Source organism: Sphingobium sp. Z007, assembly GCF_900013425.1.
GTDB lineage: Bacteria > Pseudomonadota > Alphaproteobacteria > Sphingomonadales > Sphingomonadaceae > Sphingobium.
The window spans coordinates 1,314,892-1,330,100 of sequence record NZ_FBXK01000005.1 but is presented as its reverse complement, the minus strand read 5'-3'; the positions used below and the strand labels follow the sequence as shown (position 1 = coordinate 1,330,100).

Annotated in this window: 19 protein-coding genes and 1 pseudogene; all 20 read right to left on the bottom strand. The window is 62.7% G+C overall.

Going from position 1 to position 15,209, the window contains the following annotated elements; genetic code table 11:
* Positions 1-4: 4 nt before the first annotated feature.
* Positions 5-1,798 (bottom strand): hypothetical protein, encoded by a 1,794-nt coding sequence (locus CEQ44_RS14385; protein ID WP_088183968.1) that lies wholly within the window; start codon positions 1,796-1,798, stop codon positions 5-7.
* Complete coding sequence (locus CEQ44_RS14380; RefSeq protein ID WP_088183969.1) at positions 1,798-2,766, bottom strand: Hint domain-containing protein; 969 nt, start codon at positions 2,764-2,766, stop codon at positions 1,798-1,800. The genes CEQ44_RS14385 and CEQ44_RS14380 overlap by 1 nt, the downstream gene beginning before the upstream one ends.
* Positions 2,766-3,443, bottom strand: coding sequence for a hypothetical protein (locus CEQ44_RS14375; protein ID WP_088183970.1), 678 nt, complete (start codon positions 3,441-3,443; stop codon positions 2,766-2,768). The genes CEQ44_RS14380 and CEQ44_RS14375 overlap by 1 nt, the downstream gene beginning before the upstream one ends.
* A 52-nt stretch (positions 3,444-3,495) precedes the next feature.
* Positions 3,496-4,194, bottom strand: a complete 699-nt coding sequence (locus CEQ44_RS14370) for a hypothetical protein (protein WP_088183971.1) — start codon at positions 4,192-4,194, stop codon at positions 3,496-3,498.
* Between the two features lie 45 nt (positions 4,195-4,239).
* A complete protein-coding gene (locus tag CEQ44_RS14365; protein ID WP_088183972.1) occupies positions 4,240-4,737 on the bottom strand; it encodes a hypothetical protein in 498 nt (165 codons plus the stop codon).
* 12 nt (positions 4,738-4,749) lie between these two features.
* The gene (locus CEQ44_RS14360) at positions 4,750-5,172 is read right to left on the bottom strand and encodes a Bbp16 family capsid cement protein (protein WP_088183973.1); all 423 of its coding nucleotides are present in this window, start codon (positions 5,170-5,172) and stop codon (positions 4,750-4,752) included.
* 28 nt (positions 5,173-5,200) lie between these two features.
* A complete protein-coding gene (locus CEQ44_RS14355; protein WP_088183974.1) occupies positions 5,201-6,217 on the bottom strand; it encodes a major capsid protein in 1,017 nt (338 codons plus the stop codon).
* Positions 6,217-6,960 (bottom strand): hypothetical protein, encoded by a 744-nt coding sequence (locus CEQ44_RS14350; RefSeq protein ID WP_088190835.1) that lies wholly within the window; start codon positions 6,958-6,960, stop codon positions 6,217-6,219. The genes CEQ44_RS14355 and CEQ44_RS14350 overlap by 1 nt, the downstream gene beginning before the upstream one ends.
* 28 nt (positions 6,961-6,988) lie before the next feature.
* Positions 6,989-7,300 carry a hypothetical protein gene (locus CEQ44_RS14345; RefSeq protein WP_088183976.1) on the bottom strand — a complete coding sequence of 104 codons (312 nt, stop codon included), beginning with the start codon at positions 7,298-7,300 and terminating at the stop codon, positions 6,989-6,991.
* Positions 7,297-8,904, bottom strand: a complete 1,608-nt coding sequence (locus tag CEQ44_RS14340) for a portal protein (protein ID WP_176400304.1) — start codon at positions 8,902-8,904, stop codon at positions 7,297-7,299. Before CEQ44_RS14340 ends, CEQ44_RS14345 begins: the two co-directional genes overlap by 4 nt.
* A gap of 72 nt (positions 8,905-8,976) precedes the next feature.
* Positions 8,977-9,165 carry a hypothetical protein gene (locus tag CEQ44_RS24030; RefSeq protein WP_088183978.1) on the bottom strand — a complete coding sequence of 63 codons (189 nt, stop codon included), beginning with the start codon at positions 9,163-9,165 and terminating at the stop codon, positions 8,977-8,979.
* A gap of 61 nt (positions 9,166-9,226) precedes the next feature.
* Positions 9,227-10,768 carry a terminase gene (locus CEQ44_RS14335; protein ID WP_088183979.1) on the bottom strand — a complete coding sequence of 514 codons (1,542 nt, stop codon included), beginning with the start codon at positions 10,766-10,768 and terminating at the stop codon, positions 9,227-9,229.
* Entirely contained in the window at positions 10,765-11,490 is a 726-nt protein-coding gene (locus CEQ44_RS14330) for a terminase small subunit (RefSeq protein ID WP_088183980.1), read from the bottom strand. The genes CEQ44_RS14335 and CEQ44_RS14330 overlap by 4 nt, the downstream gene beginning before the upstream one ends.
* Complete coding sequence (locus tag CEQ44_RS14325) at positions 11,487-11,933, bottom strand: helix-turn-helix domain-containing protein (protein WP_176400305.1); 447 nt, start codon at positions 11,931-11,933, stop codon at positions 11,487-11,489. Before CEQ44_RS14325 ends, CEQ44_RS14330 begins: the two co-directional genes overlap by 4 nt.
* Before the next feature lie 16 nt (positions 11,934-11,949).
* Entirely contained in the window at positions 11,950-13,002 is a 1,053-nt protein-coding gene (locus CEQ44_RS24025) for a DnaA N-terminal domain-containing protein (RefSeq protein ID WP_140419327.1), read from the bottom strand.
* On the bottom strand, positions 12,999-13,349 hold the full coding sequence (locus tag CEQ44_RS14320) for a hypothetical protein (RefSeq protein ID WP_088183982.1): 351 nt from the start codon (positions 13,347-13,349) through the stop codon (positions 12,999-13,001). Before CEQ44_RS14320 ends, CEQ44_RS24025 begins: the two co-directional genes overlap by 4 nt.
* Before the next feature lie 54 nt (positions 13,350-13,403).
* A complete protein-coding gene (locus CEQ44_RS14315) occupies positions 13,404-13,640 on the bottom strand; it encodes a hypothetical protein (RefSeq protein ID WP_088183983.1) in 237 nt (78 codons plus the stop codon).
* A gap of 198 nt (positions 13,641-13,838) precedes the next feature.
* A complete protein-coding gene (locus CEQ44_RS14310; RefSeq protein ID WP_088183984.1) occupies positions 13,839-14,543 on the bottom strand; it encodes a DNA methyltransferase in 705 nt (234 codons plus the stop codon).
* Positions 14,543-14,914, bottom strand: coding sequence for a DNA translocase FtsK (locus CEQ44_RS24455; RefSeq protein WP_254913714.1), 372 nt, complete (start codon positions 14,912-14,914; stop codon positions 14,543-14,545). The genes CEQ44_RS14310 and CEQ44_RS24455 overlap by 1 nt, the downstream gene beginning before the upstream one ends.
* Positions 14,915-14,938: 24 nt before the next feature.
* Positions 14,939-15,178 (bottom strand): annotated as a pseudogene (locus CEQ44_RS25115) (DUF2312 domain-containing protein); the annotation flags it as partial.
* Positions 15,179-15,209: the final 31 nt, after the last annotated feature.

The window sequence follows — 15,209 nt, the reverse complement described above, 5'->3', positions numbered from 1 at the left end:
TAGGTCAACGGACACCCTTCGCCTCCAGGTAGGCGGCTGTGACACGCATCGGCAGCGGGTTCTCCTGGCGGATGACGACGGTGGTCTCGAAGTCGGCGACCTGTTCCATCTGCACCCGCACAACGCCGCTATACAGCTTCGCCTGTATCCCCACCGGCTCCGAATCGCGGGTGACGACATCCTCCTGCAAATCGATCCGGCGCCCGGCCGTCACGCCCAACGTATCGACAATGCGCAGGTGCGCGCGGCCTGTCGTTTGCTTGGTGCCGGTGGACGCGCCGCCAGCCGCCTCAAAGTTGAGAGGCAGGGTTTCGATCGTGGCGATCATGGGCAGCCCGATCGTCACTTGCATCGCTTCATCGGGAATCGTGACCCGGCCACCCTCGACCTTCAGGCCTTTCGCTACGAAGCCGTCCGCCAGCGCCCAGACCTCCTTGCCTTCCAGATGGTCCAGCCGATCGAACTCGGTACGCGCCTCTTCCAGCGACCAGGACACTGCGCAATCGAGATAACAGGCCGCGCGGAAATCCTGCCACTTCGCGGACGCCAGCTGCTCCAGATAATAGACGTCGGCGCCATTGATGTAGCGCTTGATGATGAGATAGACGCGATCCTCTCCGTCCTCCGGCACCGAGCAGACCGACGTCACCTCGCCGTCGATCTCCATCTCGGTCCAGCCCCACACCTGTTGTTCGCGCTGCCATGTGAAGGCGAGGAGCTTGCCGTCGTCACGAACTGCCCACACGACGGACAGGGGCTCCTCCGCATAGCACCAGTCGACGATTCGATGGCCGGTGAAGAAGTCGGGCGAGAAGACGGACACGTCGTTCGACTGGAAGCCGTCGATATCGAAGCTATAGCCCAGCGTGCGGATCTCTGCACCGATCGCGGGCTGGAAGAATGTGACGTTGTCGATCAGTAGCGCCTTGAGCGTGGACGCGCCGCGGCCGTTCTGGCGGACGACCTTGGGCGGAGGCGAGGGCGACAGGTAATCATCGTTCGCGCCCTTGACCTGAAAGATGCTGTCCGATGTCAACGCCAGCAGGTTCTGGGCTGGGATCAGCTGATTTATCGCATTCACCTTGCCAGACGAACAGGCGATGGCGAGACTGTCGTCGGGCTTCAGCGGCCGGGCTTTGTCCATATTCTCGAAATCTGACGACCGCGACCCATAGATCGCGTTCGGCGCGTTCTTGGTCTTACCCAGAAACAGCCGCTGCTCGAAGAAACTCACCGACGATGGATAATTGCCTGCACCAAGAAACGGATCCCAACCAACGATCGGCGCATCGGACAGGTCGGCATTGATATTGTCGTCGCGAAACGTCAGCGCAGTGGTTTCACCTATGAACCCAAAGGCCGCACCGTTCTCCGACTTATAGACTCGGTAGAATGTCGCTGATGCAACGACAGACCATGTGATCTGATTGTAATTGCGCTTCAGCCCGAGGTCGTTGGTGGCAGAGGCGGCCGAGGATGCCCGGCTTTCTTGACCGGTCAGGTCGTTCACCGCAGAAACCTTGTACGATGCTGGCTGCGGAAAATAAGCGGCACCGCTATTGGCGGCGTCCGTGTTGGGGGTGGTGGCGGCGGCACTGATTGTTGCGGGGGCCGCGAGAGTCGGGCCAAAGGTGACATGTGAAAATGACCAGCTATAATGGCTCGCCCGCGTCAGTTTGGTGACCGGATGATCCTGATGCACCGTATACATCGTGTCGAACGACTGGGCATAGTCGATCTCCGGCAATTCGACCGAGTTGTAGGGCGTGCCCGCACGATAGAGCCGATAGCCGCCCATTATGGGATGTTCGGCTTGATATTGTGGCTGAGCAGCCCGTTAGAGATGTAGGTGCGAGCACGCTCAGTGCTGATCCGGACCACCATGCTGCGCCCGTCCGGCACGCCATAATTAGCGACCACATGCCAAGCGCCCTGCCACCACACGCGGTGATTGCCGGTGCCGCGTAGTTTGCGGCCGCCAAAGTCAGCGATCCAGACCTCATCCTCTACGATCTCGACAGCAGTCACGCGGAACGCGCCCAGGACCATAGTCTCTTCGTGGCGCGTGCGCACCATGTCACCGATCGCAATCATCCCGGCAGGCTTTTCTCCACCATCGGCCATCAGTATGGGTGTGTCGGTCGTGACACAGTAATTCCCTCCCCCGCCTGTCACAGGCGGTGGAGGGGGCGTCACAGGCGGGGGCACGGGCGGGTCTGGCGGCGGTGGTACAGGATCGGCGACGCGCAATGTGCCGCCGCCAGACCCGGTGAAAACGCCATAACTGGTTGTGTCGAGATCGACCGTGAAGTTGTGCTCATCGACGATGGACAGGATCGTCAGGATACGTTCGTTGATTTGCCCCATGCCCTCCACGTCCCGGGCGATGAACTGATCGCCGACACTATAGCCGTGATACGGGATCGTTACGCGCGCTGGATTAGCGCGGGTGATATCGGTGATCTGCAAATGTTCTTCCAGCACCATGCCGCCGAAAGCAGCGGGGCGCATTGCCCCTTGTGTGAACGCGAGGGCGTAGGGCTGGTCGAGCGAAAAGGTGAAGGGGAACAGTCGGCCAGGCCCAGGGAGCTTATAGACGAACCGCGTTCCTTGCCTGTTCTGGAAGCCGCCGCGTTTGATAAGGACGATGTTGACGCCCTGCTTCAAGCCGGCGCTGTACGATGCGACATCCACGCGGGCATGCAGATCCTTGGACAACACGCCCTTGGAGAAATTGACTTGCCCGAGGTTAACGCCGGCGCCCATCAGCGGAACAGGCCGTGCGTATCAAGTGTGCCAATCCCGACGCCCCGCGCCCGCGCGCGCTCACTGACGAAATCATCATCATGGTCTGGCGTCCGGTTTGCCTCGTCGGCAATGGCGCGCTGGCGCTGCACCTCCGCCATCTGCATCAGCCCGCGCTGCCGCTGCGCGTCGTTGAGGATCGGCATCACCAGGCGAGAGGCCAGCTCCAGCACGACCAAACGCGAAAAGGACGAGGTAAAGGAAGTGACCTGTACCTCGTCCGGCACATATTCGAGGATCGCCTCTGGCAGGTTGGTATAGAGCACCTGCCCCGCGATCTGATATTCGATCAGGGCGGCGAGCTGATCGGCTATGCCGACCGTACGGGTATAGCCGATCATGTTGCCGGTCGGCGATGCGGTCCCGGCTGGGAGGATGCGCAGCGGCGTGCCGATGCCAGATGGCAGCGCGTAGGCGAAGGCCCACTCACCCGCACGCGTGTTGGTGATGACGGCCATGGCAGAACGGACCTTGCCGAAACCCCAGTCATAGGCTTCGAGCAGATCGGAGATGACGCCGCGATAGAGACGCTTGCAATGCCTGGCGCTCTGCTTGGTTTCGTCGTCGAGATCGGAAATGGTTTCGGCCGGCAACTCGCCGAGCGCTTCATTACAGATGTCGAGGATCGATCGCGCCATGGCAGAGGCATAGACCGTCGCCGGGCGGGCAAGAATATGCCCGTGGTGGAAGTCAGCCGTCGCTGCGCTTGATCGCTGTGCAGGTGAAGGTCGTTCCGGTCGCCGGCGCGCCGAACGGGTCGAACCCGGTCAAGGCGGTAATGACACTATTCACGCCGACGAGGGACAGCAGGCCGGTGAGCAGGCCGATAACCGGCAGGTTACGCCCGCGCCATGCGCGCACGACGCATCCCACATATTTGCCCGCAGGCGCTGGAGACATCGTTTCCCTAATCCAGCTTTCGACGCGAAAATAGGCAGGTTGGCCGGGCATGGTGCCGGTTGGCGGCGGCACTTCTGTAAAGACGGGGTTAGGAAACAAGTCAAAAGCCTGCGTGAAGGCGACTGTCGCAAGGCCATTCGATCCGATGATGTGGGTCGCAGGGTTGCCGGTCGCGCTCGTGATGCGGGGATGCTGATGATCCTCCAGAGCATATTTCTTTGTTTCCGCGCCCTTTGCCGGGGATGTGGCCTCGCTCTTTGGCATGACGTCTGCCGGGAGCGGAATGTCAGCTACGTTCGCCTTGCCCGCCAGCGCTGCCACATCGGCCTTCCCAGTTGCCAGAGCATCCACGGCCGACTGCGCTGCCTTGCTGTTGATAGCGGTGGCGAGACCGCCGACGGTGCTGGCATTGGCCTTGTTGTTGATCTGCGCCTGTAGGCTGGACGGATCGAACGCAGCTGGAATGACAAGAGGGACGGCCTGCTCCATGCGGGCCGTCCCTCTTGGACGTGTGGCATCATAGGCCACCGCCGTTTACTTCGTCTTGGCGGCGGGCTTCGCGGCGGCGACGGCGTCGGCCAGCTGATCCTTCAGATCGTCACGCTCTTTCACGAGGGCGTCACGCTCCTTGGTAACCTCGCCGATCTGCTGCATCGCGCTGTCCCGTTCCGTGATCGTTCCATCACGTTCCGTTTCCAGCCGCTTCACCTCCGCGAAGGCTTCGTCTCGCTCCCTATTCGCGGCGGCGATCAGCTGTGCCGCATCAGTGTCGCTGCTGTTGCGAGCATCCAGCTTCAACTTGAGGTCGTCGAGGTCGAGCCCGAGAACATCCAGCCGGTCGACGATCGCCGCCGCGGCTTTGGGGCCGTGTCCGTTGCGGAAGAAGTCGATCAGCTCATCGACGGTCATGTCGGCCGTCATCTCGTCCGTCGGCGCAACCTGTGCGGGGACGGCCGCCTTAGGCGGAATGGGAGTCCCCGCCTTGTAGAACACGCCGCCGATGAAGCTGTCATGGTCAAGTAGCTTGGTCATGATCCGGTCTCCTTAGCGGCCCGTCCAGGCAGGCAGGTTGTTGGCGTTGTCGGTGTTGGCGACGATGTGCGCCGAGACGGCGCCAGCCGTGTGCGTGCCGACATTGACATACTGGACGCCAATATAGCGCTTCGAGGTGTCGGGCATCAGCGCGTCCCAGACTACCCGGCCAGCCACCAGCACAGCTTCGGCGCGAGCAGGACCAGTCACCAGCACCGACGGCGACGACAGATCGGCATTGTCGCTTTCGATGATCTGCGGCTGGACGCTGGTGCCACCGGTAAAGGTGACATCGACGTTGATGTACATGCGCAGGCCACCGCCTCGCCCCAGGTTGCGGTTGGCGACGAGCATGTCGATCGAGTTGGTGGACACTTGCGTCCCCGTGGTGAGCGCCTGCGCGTTGGACAGGCGGAGCTGTGCGTCTCTATACATGGTCGGTCTTTCCTTTCCTGCCTGGCGCTTAAACGACGCGCGATTCGTTGACCTTCAGCGCGTCGGTGCGGCGCACCGGCACCTCGCCGAAGTTCATGACCTTCTTGCCGCCGGCCTGATCCCACGACAGGAACGTGCCCTTCGTGTTGTTCATCTGGCGGCGAAGCATCGCGGTCAGCTCACGCGGCGCATAGAACGCGGCGCGGACGCCTTCGAGGCCTTCGATCATCTCGACCATCTGGGTCATGATGTCCTCGATATCGGCACCGGTGGCCTTGTTCTTGACCAGAGCATCGACATCGATGTTGGCAGCGCGCACGATGTAACGATAGTCCTTGACCATCAGGCCGCAGCGCCAGACCCAGTGATCCATATAGCCCTGGTACGGGTTATTGGCTGCGTCGCGCAGCACCATCGTGTCGGTACCAGCGCCCGGCGTAGTGACGTCCTCGTGCTGGAGACCGCCGACTGTGTTCTTGGGATAGATACCCGTAACGGTTTCGTGGCTCCAGCCGATCAGATAGATCGAGCGCAGTTTGGTGCCGCTGCCGCCGCAGTCGAGGATCTGGCCCGCCTTCTGGTCGTTCGCCGCATTCAGCGTGTTGAAGCGGTTGCCGAACCCGGTAAAGCCGTCGCCCGCAGCGGTGTTGCCGTACATCAGGGTGCGAGCCATCTTGTGGCTGTTGCCCTGGATATGCGCGCGACCTTCCCGCAGGCGGTAGGCCTCGACGTTGCCCGATATCTTGGCGATTTCCGCATCGACCTGGCTGTAATCCTCCAGCAGGGCACACGTCTCTTCGATCGGGGTGCTGCTGCCCTTGGTGATGGGCACACCCGCATTGAGCGAGCGCCAGCTACCTTCGGGCAACGAGGTGCGCACGCTGTCCTTGTGGCCGGTGAGAAGGTTTCCCTCCATCCAGACCATATCCTCCAGGATAGGGTTGGTCTGCTTGAGGACTTCTGCGACGTGCAGCTGCGACCCATCGGGGGCGAGCCCTTGGACGATGTCGATCAGCGTCGGTACATTCGATGCGAGAACAGCCATTATGATCCTTTCCGGCCGTAGAATTTCTCTTCCGTGGTCAAAGGACGGCCGCCCCCTGTCCCCGGATCGACTTTCGCCTCGCTCAATTCACGCCCTATCCGCGACAACATCCGCATCATCTGGGGATGATTGCCGAGGCCTGATTCATTGAGGAAAGTGCGGAACTTCTGGCCTTCTTCGGTCTGCGGGAGGAACCGCGAAATGGTGCGGGCGGCGAGCGCCTTGCTCTCCTCGAGCCGTGCGCCGCCGAGCTCCTTGTCCGCCAACGTCGCTTTCGCCCAATCGGCCATAAGCTGCTGGCCCGCTTCAGCGGCCTGCGTCTCCGCGCGCTGTTGCAGGACCGGCAGCACCTTTTCGGCATAGCCGCCGATGATCTTGTTTGCCGCGTCCTGGCTGAGGTCCATGTCGCGAAGGATCGGCTCTATCGCCTCGAACGCATCCTTGTCGAAGGTCACACCCTCGCCGAGGGCGAACTCATATTTCTCGGGCGCACCGATAAGGGAGGCGGCGGGATCCTTGTCCTTCTCGCCTCCCTCGTCGGGAGATTTGGGATCACCTCCTTCCGGATCAGCATCAGGCTTGGGTTCGGCCTTGGGTTCCGCATTGCCACCGAGCAACGTGCCGTCAGGGTCGGCGACCGGATCGGCGACGGGGTCCGCAACAGTATCGGCGGGCGCATCGCTGCCACCGGTGCCAGCATCATGATCGGGCGCACGCATGAAACGACCGATACGGCGCTCCATCGGCGTCATTGCCGTGCGCAAGAGGAGGTTATTCCTCCGACTGATCTTCATAGCGATTCCGACGTGCACTGGGTTTCTCCTTGGGGGTAAGAGCCTCGGATATGGCGAGGTGCAGCGCGGCCAGTGGCTGGGCGCTGGGGGTCGCGTGCGGCAAGGCCGCATCGATCCATCCGAGAATTTCCAACCCCAAGGCGCGCCGACCTTCCAATCGAAGGGATGTGTCGTCCTTGGTGGCTGGGATGGCGATACCGGCGCTTTCTACGATCCTGAAAAGAAATCGTCGAAAAGCGCGAACTTCCACCAGGTCGCGCAGCTCCTGCTCTTCTACCTGCCTGCTCATTGCTGGCCGATCTCGTTGAGGAGGGCGGCCGCCTCGACACCGGCCTTCGCGGGCTGTGCCATTTGCGCCATGCGGTCCTGCTGTTGCTGCTGCTGGCGTTGAGCACGGATCTGTTCGACCACGGACGGGTCACGCATGCCGACCGCCGGGGCGGCGCTGCGCTCCCAATGATCGCGCACCAGCGCGTCACCGTCGACCAGGTCGATCGCGTCGGGCTGGAACTGGGCGACGGCGCCGACGAAGGCGAGGGAGCGCTCGGTCTGTCCCGCGCCCATCATTTTCTGCGCCTGCGCCAGGACGGATATGAATTCGATGTCGAGCTCCTCGTCCTCCAGTTCCTCCGGCGGGGGCTCGAACAGGCCGCCACGCACGGCGATGCCGAAGGCGCGCTCCACGGCGATCGCGAGCATATCCGCGTTGATGCTCTCGATCACGGGTCCGAGCTGCGTCATCTTCTCGTCGTTGCGGAGCTGGGTCTCCAGATCGTTGAGCGGCTGCACGCCATCGCGTTCCGTGATCGCCATGAACAGATCGGCATAGGTCGCCTCACTGATCGCGCGACGGCATTCCTGTACGTCCTGGCCGACAAGGTTGATCGCCTGATACGGCGCTTCGTACACCACTTCGACCTTGCCAGCATCGACGCTGGCCAGCGCGGTGTGCTGGCCCGGCCGCATCCGGAAGTCGCGAGGCCCCTGCGTCGGCGGCTTGACGACCATGTCGGTTACTTCGCCCTTACGCTTGGACTGGGCCTGCAACTCGCGCATGTCGGGGAGCGCGTCGCGTCCGGGGCCGGTCGCCCATATGTCGGTGCCGTCCACCGCCCAGCGCGCCACCCAGAAGGGTTGCTCGATATAGCCACGATTCTCAAGGATGCGATTAGGGTCGCTGTCGCAGGCCATCCATTTGACCGAACGCCACTTCATACCGGTCGCGCCCCAGCCGCGCTCGCGATATTCGGCGTTGGGCTCGATCAGGTGATAGATGAGAAACGTCGCCGTATAGCTCGATGCGTCCCACGCCGTGCGCACGGCCGGATCGACCAGCGACCAGTCCATGCTGCCGTCAAGCTGGCGGACATAGCCGTCGACCAGCTGGCGCGTGGTCATCTGGACCCAGCGGAGCAGCGTATCGACCCGACCCTTCCGGTTCACATCACAGGCGAACTCGCCGATCTTGAGCGCGGTGCAGTTGATCCCGAACTCGTCGTCATCATCCATGATCGCCGCGGCATTGCCGAAGCGGCCGAGCTGCCCATAGTTGGAGCGCACGACGCGATAGAAGTTCGAGGCCGCGAAGATCATCGACAACACGGACACGCACTGGCCGAACCATATCTTTGTGGCCTGCGTCGCGGTGGACTTGCCGCCACGGTCACGCTTAAGGGCGAAGTTGAACCATGGGCGATTGGGCGAACTGTTGCCGCTGTAGAGGCCGCTCTCGACATAGCGGAACACGCGGATCGAATGGCCGTCATAGAGCGGGCGAGACCGCGGACGCTTGCGGCCGGTATGGGTCGAGATCAGACCGTCCGTGATCGGATAGCCTGAATAGACGGCGATCTCGTGCCACTCAGCCTTTTCCTCGTCGAGAAGCGCCTGCATCGTAACAGCGCGCGCCTTCACGTGCTGCTTGAGCGTAAGCTCTTTTTGGGGATTCAGGCTCAGCGTCGCCATTTACGCGCCGAGGACGGTCGTGGTCGTTGCTGGCGCGGCTGCGCTGGCGGCTGTGTTGCCGGTAACGATCAGGGACGAGAAGCCGCGCCGGCGGCGGGCGTCATCACCAGAGCGGGTGGATGCATCCTTCTCCGGCATCTGCGCAGCCTGGCGCTCCGGTACGGTCGTGGCTTTTGGGGCTTTGGGCATGCACATGGACCATGGAGATACACAGGCCATGGGCGGGCAAGAATATGCTGGTGGTGGAAGGTCAGGCGTAGCGATCCTCTGCAAAGCCATCGTCACCGGCATAACGATCGCCTTGCTGCCCGATACCATAGCTGGCCGGATTGAGAGAGGCGGGCAGGGCGCGGGGTGCGACGGGCTCCGCGAAGGTGCAGGCGAGGGCGTCGCCATCATCGGGCGAGGCTACACCGCGAGCGCGCATGTGCTCCTTGCGTTCCAGCAGGATGCGCTGGTCAGCATCATAGCTATATTCAGGGGCGATCAGATCGTCCTCGATCGCCTGCTCGTCGGGGATCGCGCCATATTCGAGCCAGGAGCGCATGGTCGTCCATATCTCCGACCGCTTGTTCGCCGTGCGGACGCGGACATTGCCCGACCATGTGGCATCGCGGCCCTTGCCGCCGAATGCGACCTCGACGATCAGCGTATCAGGCAGGATCTGGCGCAGGCGATCGATCACACCCGCACCCATGGCGCCGACGTCGACCATGATCGCATCAGGGTGCCACTTCATCGCTTCGAGCGCGATGTCGCCCGCAACCTGCATCGTGTCCTCTTTGTACCAGCGCTTCCACGGGCGCGATCGCGCGTCACGGCCCTGGCGGATGGCGAGCGTGCTATGGTCATCACCGAAGCGGGCGACATCGACGCCGAAGATGACGGGATCGGTACGCAGCACCACGGGCTCGCGGGCACGCGCGGCCTCGACCAGGTCGGAGCCTATGAACTGCATGGAAGAGGCAGACGGGAACATGCCACGAACACGGACCTTCACGATATCGCTGTCCACGCCATAGGTGTCGACCAGCTCCTGCAGATAGGCTTTGTTCGTACCTTCCACCGACCGGCTATCGATCTGCTTCGTCTTCCAGCGGTTGCGCAGCTTCCCGAAGCACTGGCGAAACCAGCCCGTATTCTTGGTCGGGTTGCCAAATGCGAGCCAGATGATCTCAGTGTCGGCGTCGGTCAGTGCGCCGAGCGTGACCTCCCATACCTTGTCATCGATGCCGGACGCCTCATCGTAGATGATGATGATGCGCTTGCCCTCGTTATGCAGGCCCGCGAACGCTTCTGTATTCTCTTTCGACCATGTGACGGCATCGAGCCGCCAGCTCTTCTCGTGGCCCGGCACGGTCGAGGCGAGGGCGGAGGCGGTAATCTTGAACCATGTGTTGGTGATCGCCATGCGCGCCCACTTCGCGATCTCGGGAATCGTCTTGGTTCGCAGCTGGGGTTCTGTGTTGGCGGTGATGACAACCTTGCAATCGTCGCAGGTATCAAGGCCCCACTTCGCGATCATGGAGATCAGCGCGGACTTGCCGATGCCGTGACCCGATGCGCGGGCGATCATCAAGGGCGTGAAGCGCGTCTCGGGATTGGACAGATGCTCGCCTATGTCTTCGAGCACCTCTTTCTGCCAGACGCGCGGGCCGGGATGCTTTTCAAGGGGCGTCCCTTTCTCGCCCCAGGGATACGAGAAGAGGACGTGACCTAGTGGATCGTGCGTGAAATCGCCGATCGCCTCCGCCAACAGCGCATCGTCACTGAGTGACGGATCATGTCTCATTGATTCCCGTCAGGCTCACGATTGCGCATCGCCCGGGCGCGACGGGCTGCGATCAGTGCGGCGAGGTTCTCGCCGGCGTCGACCTCGATCTTCTCCTTGAACATGCCCAGATGCCTGGCGACGTTCTCCATCGCCTTGTCCTGGTCGCGCATCTTGATCTTCATTCCGTCGCGGGTGATCTCGACGCCGGCGTAGAGCAGGCGGGCAGCGCCCTTGAGCTGACGTGTGTCGTGGGCAAACACATCTTCGCGCCCCTCGCCAAAGCATTTGGGGCAGGCGCGATGGGGGATCAGCGTCTTATTGAAGCCATAGCCGCCGTCATCAGTCGGGAAGGTGCGCGGGTCCGCATTCTCTACCATGGCCGCCAGCTTGATGGCGGAATCATATTCGGCGGCGTCGATCCACTGATATTCGAAGTCGATGCCATAACAGTGACGGCAGCACACGCGGCGCATCTCGATCAGGTCGTTGGCGTTCGCGGTGCCAATCGCCCACCAGTGCTGCAGCACCATGTCGGCGGTGATCTCGGTGCGCTCGGAGCGCGCGGCCTGCGCGGCGGCGATCGCCACCGAGACCTTAGGATGCCTGAGTAATTTGGCGGCGCTGGCCTCTGCGGAGTTGCCGCGTGCGCGATAGCCGGCGCGGCGATAGGCGGCGCTGGCGTTGAGATCGATGAGATACTCTTCGACGAAACGCGCCTGTTTGCCTGCAAGGCCCTTCATGCCGCATGTGCCTCGTCAATCGCCAGCGCCACGCAGCGGGCGCGGAAGGCTGGGTCGGTTTCGATGAGGCCGCGCGCGATGCGATAGGCGTGGATCACGGTCGAATGGTCTCGGTTGATGGCGCGGCCGATCTTGTGGAAGGAATAGCCGCGGCCTTTCGCCGTCCAGATGATCGCCTGCCGCATGCGCAACAGCCGCTCGACCTGCGAATCGAGGCGGATCTCGGCGACGATGGCCTGATCGTCACCGGCAACCTTGAAGATGATCTCGCAGATTTCGACCGGCGAGTTCGACACTGTGGCGAGCAGCGCAGGCGATGTGTAGCGGCCCGACGTGATCGGCCAGTTCTGCTTGGCCTTGCAGAAGCGCCAAGCGCAGCGGTTCGCATCCGAGACGGACACGCGCGCATCGCACTGGCGGCAATATTTCTTGAGCTCAGGCATTTCTATCGTCCCCCCGTCATGCCGCTGGCGTTTCGTGCGTGAAGCGCAAGTCCGCGTCCGGGCCGAGCACTGCATGCATCGCTTGGCCGATCTCGTTGGCGTAGTTGTCGCGCAAATAACTGCTGGCGAAGCTGCTGACCGCGACGACGGTGACCGTCCACGCATCGATGTCGAGCCGAGACGGCGCTACCCACTGGCCGTAAATCTGATCGCCCAGCTTGACCTTGGCCTGCGCGCGGATCTTTGCCGCCGCTGCGAACTCACGGCTGGTGTCATGCGCCTTTGGCGGCTGGACAGGGCCGGGCGCCGCCGGCGCGGTGTGGCGCACCCCTGCTTTCGCGTCGCGCAGCACGCGGCCGGTGATCTCGTTGATCCGGTTGCACCATGTGCGGGTCCAGTCGAGCTTGCGAGAGCCTGCGCGGCCTTCCGCCAGCCAGAAGTTGAGGAACGCCTCCGCTTCCGCTTCGTACGCACCGGCGGGCCATTGCCGCGCCTTGGCCTTGGCACCTGGGGGCAGGGCGGCGATGGCAGGCGGGGACCAGTCTTCGGGAATCCTGTTACCCCGATTGCGCTTTCCAGCAATATCATCCCCCCTTGGGGGACTATGGGGGGTTTTATTATCCTTATCAGATCCTTCCCCTGACACAGCTATGTCACCCTCCCCATGACAATCTGTCGCGGGGGAGGGTGACAATCTGTCATGGGGGGGCGTCAATTTGTCACCCTCCCCCCCTGTCAATTTGTCATGGGGGGTATCGGCCTTTCCGGGCGGCGGAACATGCGACACTTTGGGCGGCTTGTATCCGGGGAAACGGAAGCTGTTCCAGCCCTGTCCACCGTCATTGCGCACGGCTTCAGACTTCTCGACGAAGCCCATTTCAGCCAGCCGTTGCACATGCCGCTGCGCCGTCCGAATCGATATCTCGACCTCGTCCGCCAGTCGGCGCATGGACACCTGACATTGATCGCCCTTGGGGTTCATCCAGTTGGCGATGCCTACCAGAACCGCCTTGGTGACAGGGTCGCCGGTGCGTTGCTGTCGCGCCCAGTTCTCAGCCTCCCAGCTCATGTCGCCACGACCTCGATGATGACCTTGCCATATTTGGCGCGGTCGCCGAACTGGACGACGGGCTGGCCGAAATGGCGATCGTCGACGCCGAGCGCCCAGGCGATGCCATCCTGATAGGCTTTGATGCTGGCCCCGGCATTGTCCTTGTCAGGCAGGGGGCCTGCCGGTTTGCAGTGGAACGTGGCAACGAGACGCAGTCGATCTCCCGACGGGGCGTCTGCGCGCTTCGCCAGCGCGGCCACGCGCGCCCATCCCTTGTGGGTCTTTGTCGCCTTATGCTTGCGCATGTGATGCCCGCGACCGTTCGGCCACAGGATCGACGCTGGGAAGGGCAGTTCGATAATCATAGGGCACCCGCTGATCTCATCCTCGCCCCGGCGCGCGGCCGGGGTCCGGTGATGTCAGTTGACGTTGGCGCGGACAGCCGCGTCTTTGGCTTCCAGAAGCTTGCGCAGGGCGACAGTGCGTTCCGGGTTGCGGGGCAGCGTCTCGATGATCAACCCCGCCAGATCACAGAAAGGCTTGGACGCCGCCTGAAGGAACTCGGGCAGGTGCGAATAGTGGAAATAGCGCAGGATCGGGTCAGCGCTAAGCTGGTCGCCCGTGAATTCCTTTGGCGCCGGATGGATGCCGGTCATGATGATCTCCTCAGAAAAAGTGCGTCGGTGGTCACGATTTGCGGCGTCCAATCCCCCCTGTCGAAACCGCTTGGCCCCTATCGGTCTTGCGACCAGCCGGGCGGCAATTGCCGGACCGCCCGGAGGGACATCGTGTCCTTGTTCTTGCCCGGGCCGACGCGGCCTTCCGGGTGGTACATTCGACAGGGGTAGCTGGTATCAGGGCGGCACGTGATCCTCGTGCGCCCGCCGCAACCGCTCGACGGCGGTCGCAAAATGCTTGGGATTATGCTCGATCCCGATGAAGCGCCGCCCGGCCTTCACGGCCGCGACGCCGGTCGATCCTGTCCCCATGAAGGGATCACAGATGATCTCGCCTGCGACGTTGGTGATGATCTTGTCCATCACCGCATCCGGCTTCACCGTGGGATGGCCGAACTTCGCATCGCCGCGCGGTGACATCGCCACGATCTCACGATCGAGTTCCAGCAGCGTCCCGCGGGGGTGATAGCCCCGGTTCCACGCGTGGATGTAGATCTCCATTACCGGCCGATAATGCTTGTTCGCCACCGGCTGGGGGTTCTTTTTGCGCCAGATGCACAACGCCTGCCGCTCGAAACTGCCGTCCAGATAGGGCAGCACCTGGGGCAGCTGGTCGTTGTGGCAGAACACGACGACACCGCCGCACAGCAGGGGATTAATGATCGACAAATCAAACCCGTCCGCCAGGCCTTCGTCGAGGATCTGATCCATGCCTTGCCGCTCAGCGCGATAATGCCCTCCGCCCTCCGCCCTGAATTCGTAGGGCGGATCGGTGACGATCGCGTCGACCCAGCCGAGGCGGGCCAACAGCAGGTAGGCGTCACCCAGATACAGGGTGGCGCGCGCCATTGTAACGACAGTGGGGGTGACAGTGTCGAGCATCAGCCGACCGCCCGCTCCACGATCGGGATCATTGGCCCGCCATCGATGCTCAAGGACATCGTCGCGCCATCCTTGGCGCAAAGGTCATGCAGCTCTTTCAGCGCCGGATGAGCCGCTCCGCCAGGTGGCACCAACACGTCACGCTTGCCGACATGATTGGGCGGCCCGATCACGCCGTGGCTCTCCAGCTGCTCGACCAGCCGCGCCGCCTGGTTATAGCCGATGCGCATCTGGCGCTGGAGCCAGGAGGCGGATGCGTTTTGGTGATCGACCACCAGATTGAGTGCGGCGGTGAACCGCTCCGCGTCGTCCGCGCTGGGGGCAGGGGCGGGCGTCTTGGGGTCCGGCCGGCCGTCATGATCGGCGAACATGGCGGGTTCGCGATGCGCGCCGTCATCCATGCCCAGCGCGGCCATGTAGGTTTCGAGGATCGCCTGCATCTCGCGCCGGTCGTTCGGGTCCATCTTCCGAAGCCGCACGATCTGACGCATCATCTTCGGGTCGTAACCGGTGGCCTTCGCCTCCAGATAGACGTCCTTGATGTCGTCGTTGATGCCCTTCTTCTCTTCCTCCAGCCGCTCGACGCGCTCGATCAGAAGCCGAAGTTGATCCGCTGCTACGCTGCCTTCAGACATGAGATGCCCCGTGATGCTCAAATGTGAAAAA

Excerpts from the sequence above, each read along its gene's own strand:
- CEQ44_RS14315 (WP_088183983.1), bottom strand. The coding sequence starts at position 13,640 with ATGACCGGCATCCATCCGGCGCCAAAGGAATTCACGGGCGACCAGCTT.
- CEQ44_RS24455 (WP_254913714.1), bottom strand. The coding sequence starts at position 14,914 with ATGTTCGCCGATCATGACGGCCGGCCGGACCCCAAGACGCCCGCCCCT.
- CEQ44_RS14375 (WP_088183970.1), bottom strand. The coding sequence starts at position 3,443 with ATGGCGCGATCGATCCTCGACATCTGTAATGAAGCGCTCGGCGAGTTG.
- CEQ44_RS14320 (WP_088183982.1), bottom strand. The coding sequence starts at position 13,349 with ATGATTATCGAACTGCCCTTCCCAGCGTCGATCCTGTGGCCGAACGGT.
- CEQ44_RS14350 (WP_088190835.1), bottom strand. The coding sequence starts at position 6,960 with ATGGAGCGCCGTATCGGTCGTTTCATGCGTGCGCCCGATCATGATGCT.
- CEQ44_RS14335 (WP_088183979.1), bottom strand. The coding sequence starts at position 10,768 with ATGAGACATGATCCGTCACTCAGTGACGATGCGCTGTTGGCGGAGGCG.
- CEQ44_RS14370 (WP_088183971.1), bottom strand. The coding sequence starts at position 4,194 with ATGGAGCAGGCCGTCCCTCTTGTCATTCCAGCTGCGTTCGATCCGTCC.
- CEQ44_RS14365 (WP_088183972.1), bottom strand. The coding sequence starts at position 4,737 with ATGACCAAGCTACTTGACCATGACAGCTTCATCGGCGGCGTGTTCTAC.
- CEQ44_RS14325 (WP_176400305.1), bottom strand. The coding sequence starts at position 11,933 with ATGCCTGAGCTCAAGAAATATTGCCGCCAGTGCGATGCGCGCGTGTCC.
- CEQ44_RS14355 (WP_088183974.1), bottom strand. The coding sequence starts at position 6,217 with ATGGCTGTTCTCGCATCGAATGTACCGACGCTGATCGACATCGTCCAA.
- CEQ44_RS14330 (WP_088183980.1), bottom strand. The coding sequence starts at position 11,490 with ATGAAGGGCCTTGCAGGCAAACAGGCGCGTTTCGTCGAAGAGTATCTC.
- CEQ44_RS14360 (WP_088183973.1), bottom strand. The coding sequence starts at position 5,172 with ATGTATAGAGACGCACAGCTCCGCCTGTCCAACGCGCAGGCGCTCACC.
- CEQ44_RS14345 (WP_088183976.1), bottom strand. The coding sequence starts at position 7,300 with ATGAGCAGGCAGGTAGAAGAGCAGGAGCTGCGCGACCTGGTGGAAGTT.
- CEQ44_RS14310 (WP_088183984.1), bottom strand. The coding sequence starts at position 14,543 with ATGCTCGACACTGTCACCCCCACTGTCGTTACAATGGCGCGCGCCACC.
- CEQ44_RS24025 (WP_140419327.1), bottom strand. The coding sequence starts at position 13,002 with ATGAGCTGGGAGGCTGAGAACTGGGCGCGACAGCAACGCACCGGCGAC.
- CEQ44_RS24030 (WP_088183978.1), bottom strand. The coding sequence starts at position 9,165 with ATGCCCAAAGCCCCAAAAGCCACGACCGTACCGGAGCGCCAGGCTGCG.
- CEQ44_RS14385 (WP_088183968.1), bottom strand. The coding sequence starts at position 1,798 with ATGGGCGGCTATCGGCTCTATCGTGCGGGCACGCCCTACAACTCGGTC.
- CEQ44_RS14340 (WP_176400304.1), bottom strand. The coding sequence starts at position 8,904 with ATGCAGGCGCTTCTCGACGAGGAAAAGGCTGAGTGGCACGAGATCGCC.
- CEQ44_RS14380 (WP_088183969.1), bottom strand. The coding sequence starts at position 2,766 with ATGGGCGCCGGCGTTAACCTCGGGCAAGTCAATTTCTCCAAGGGCGTG.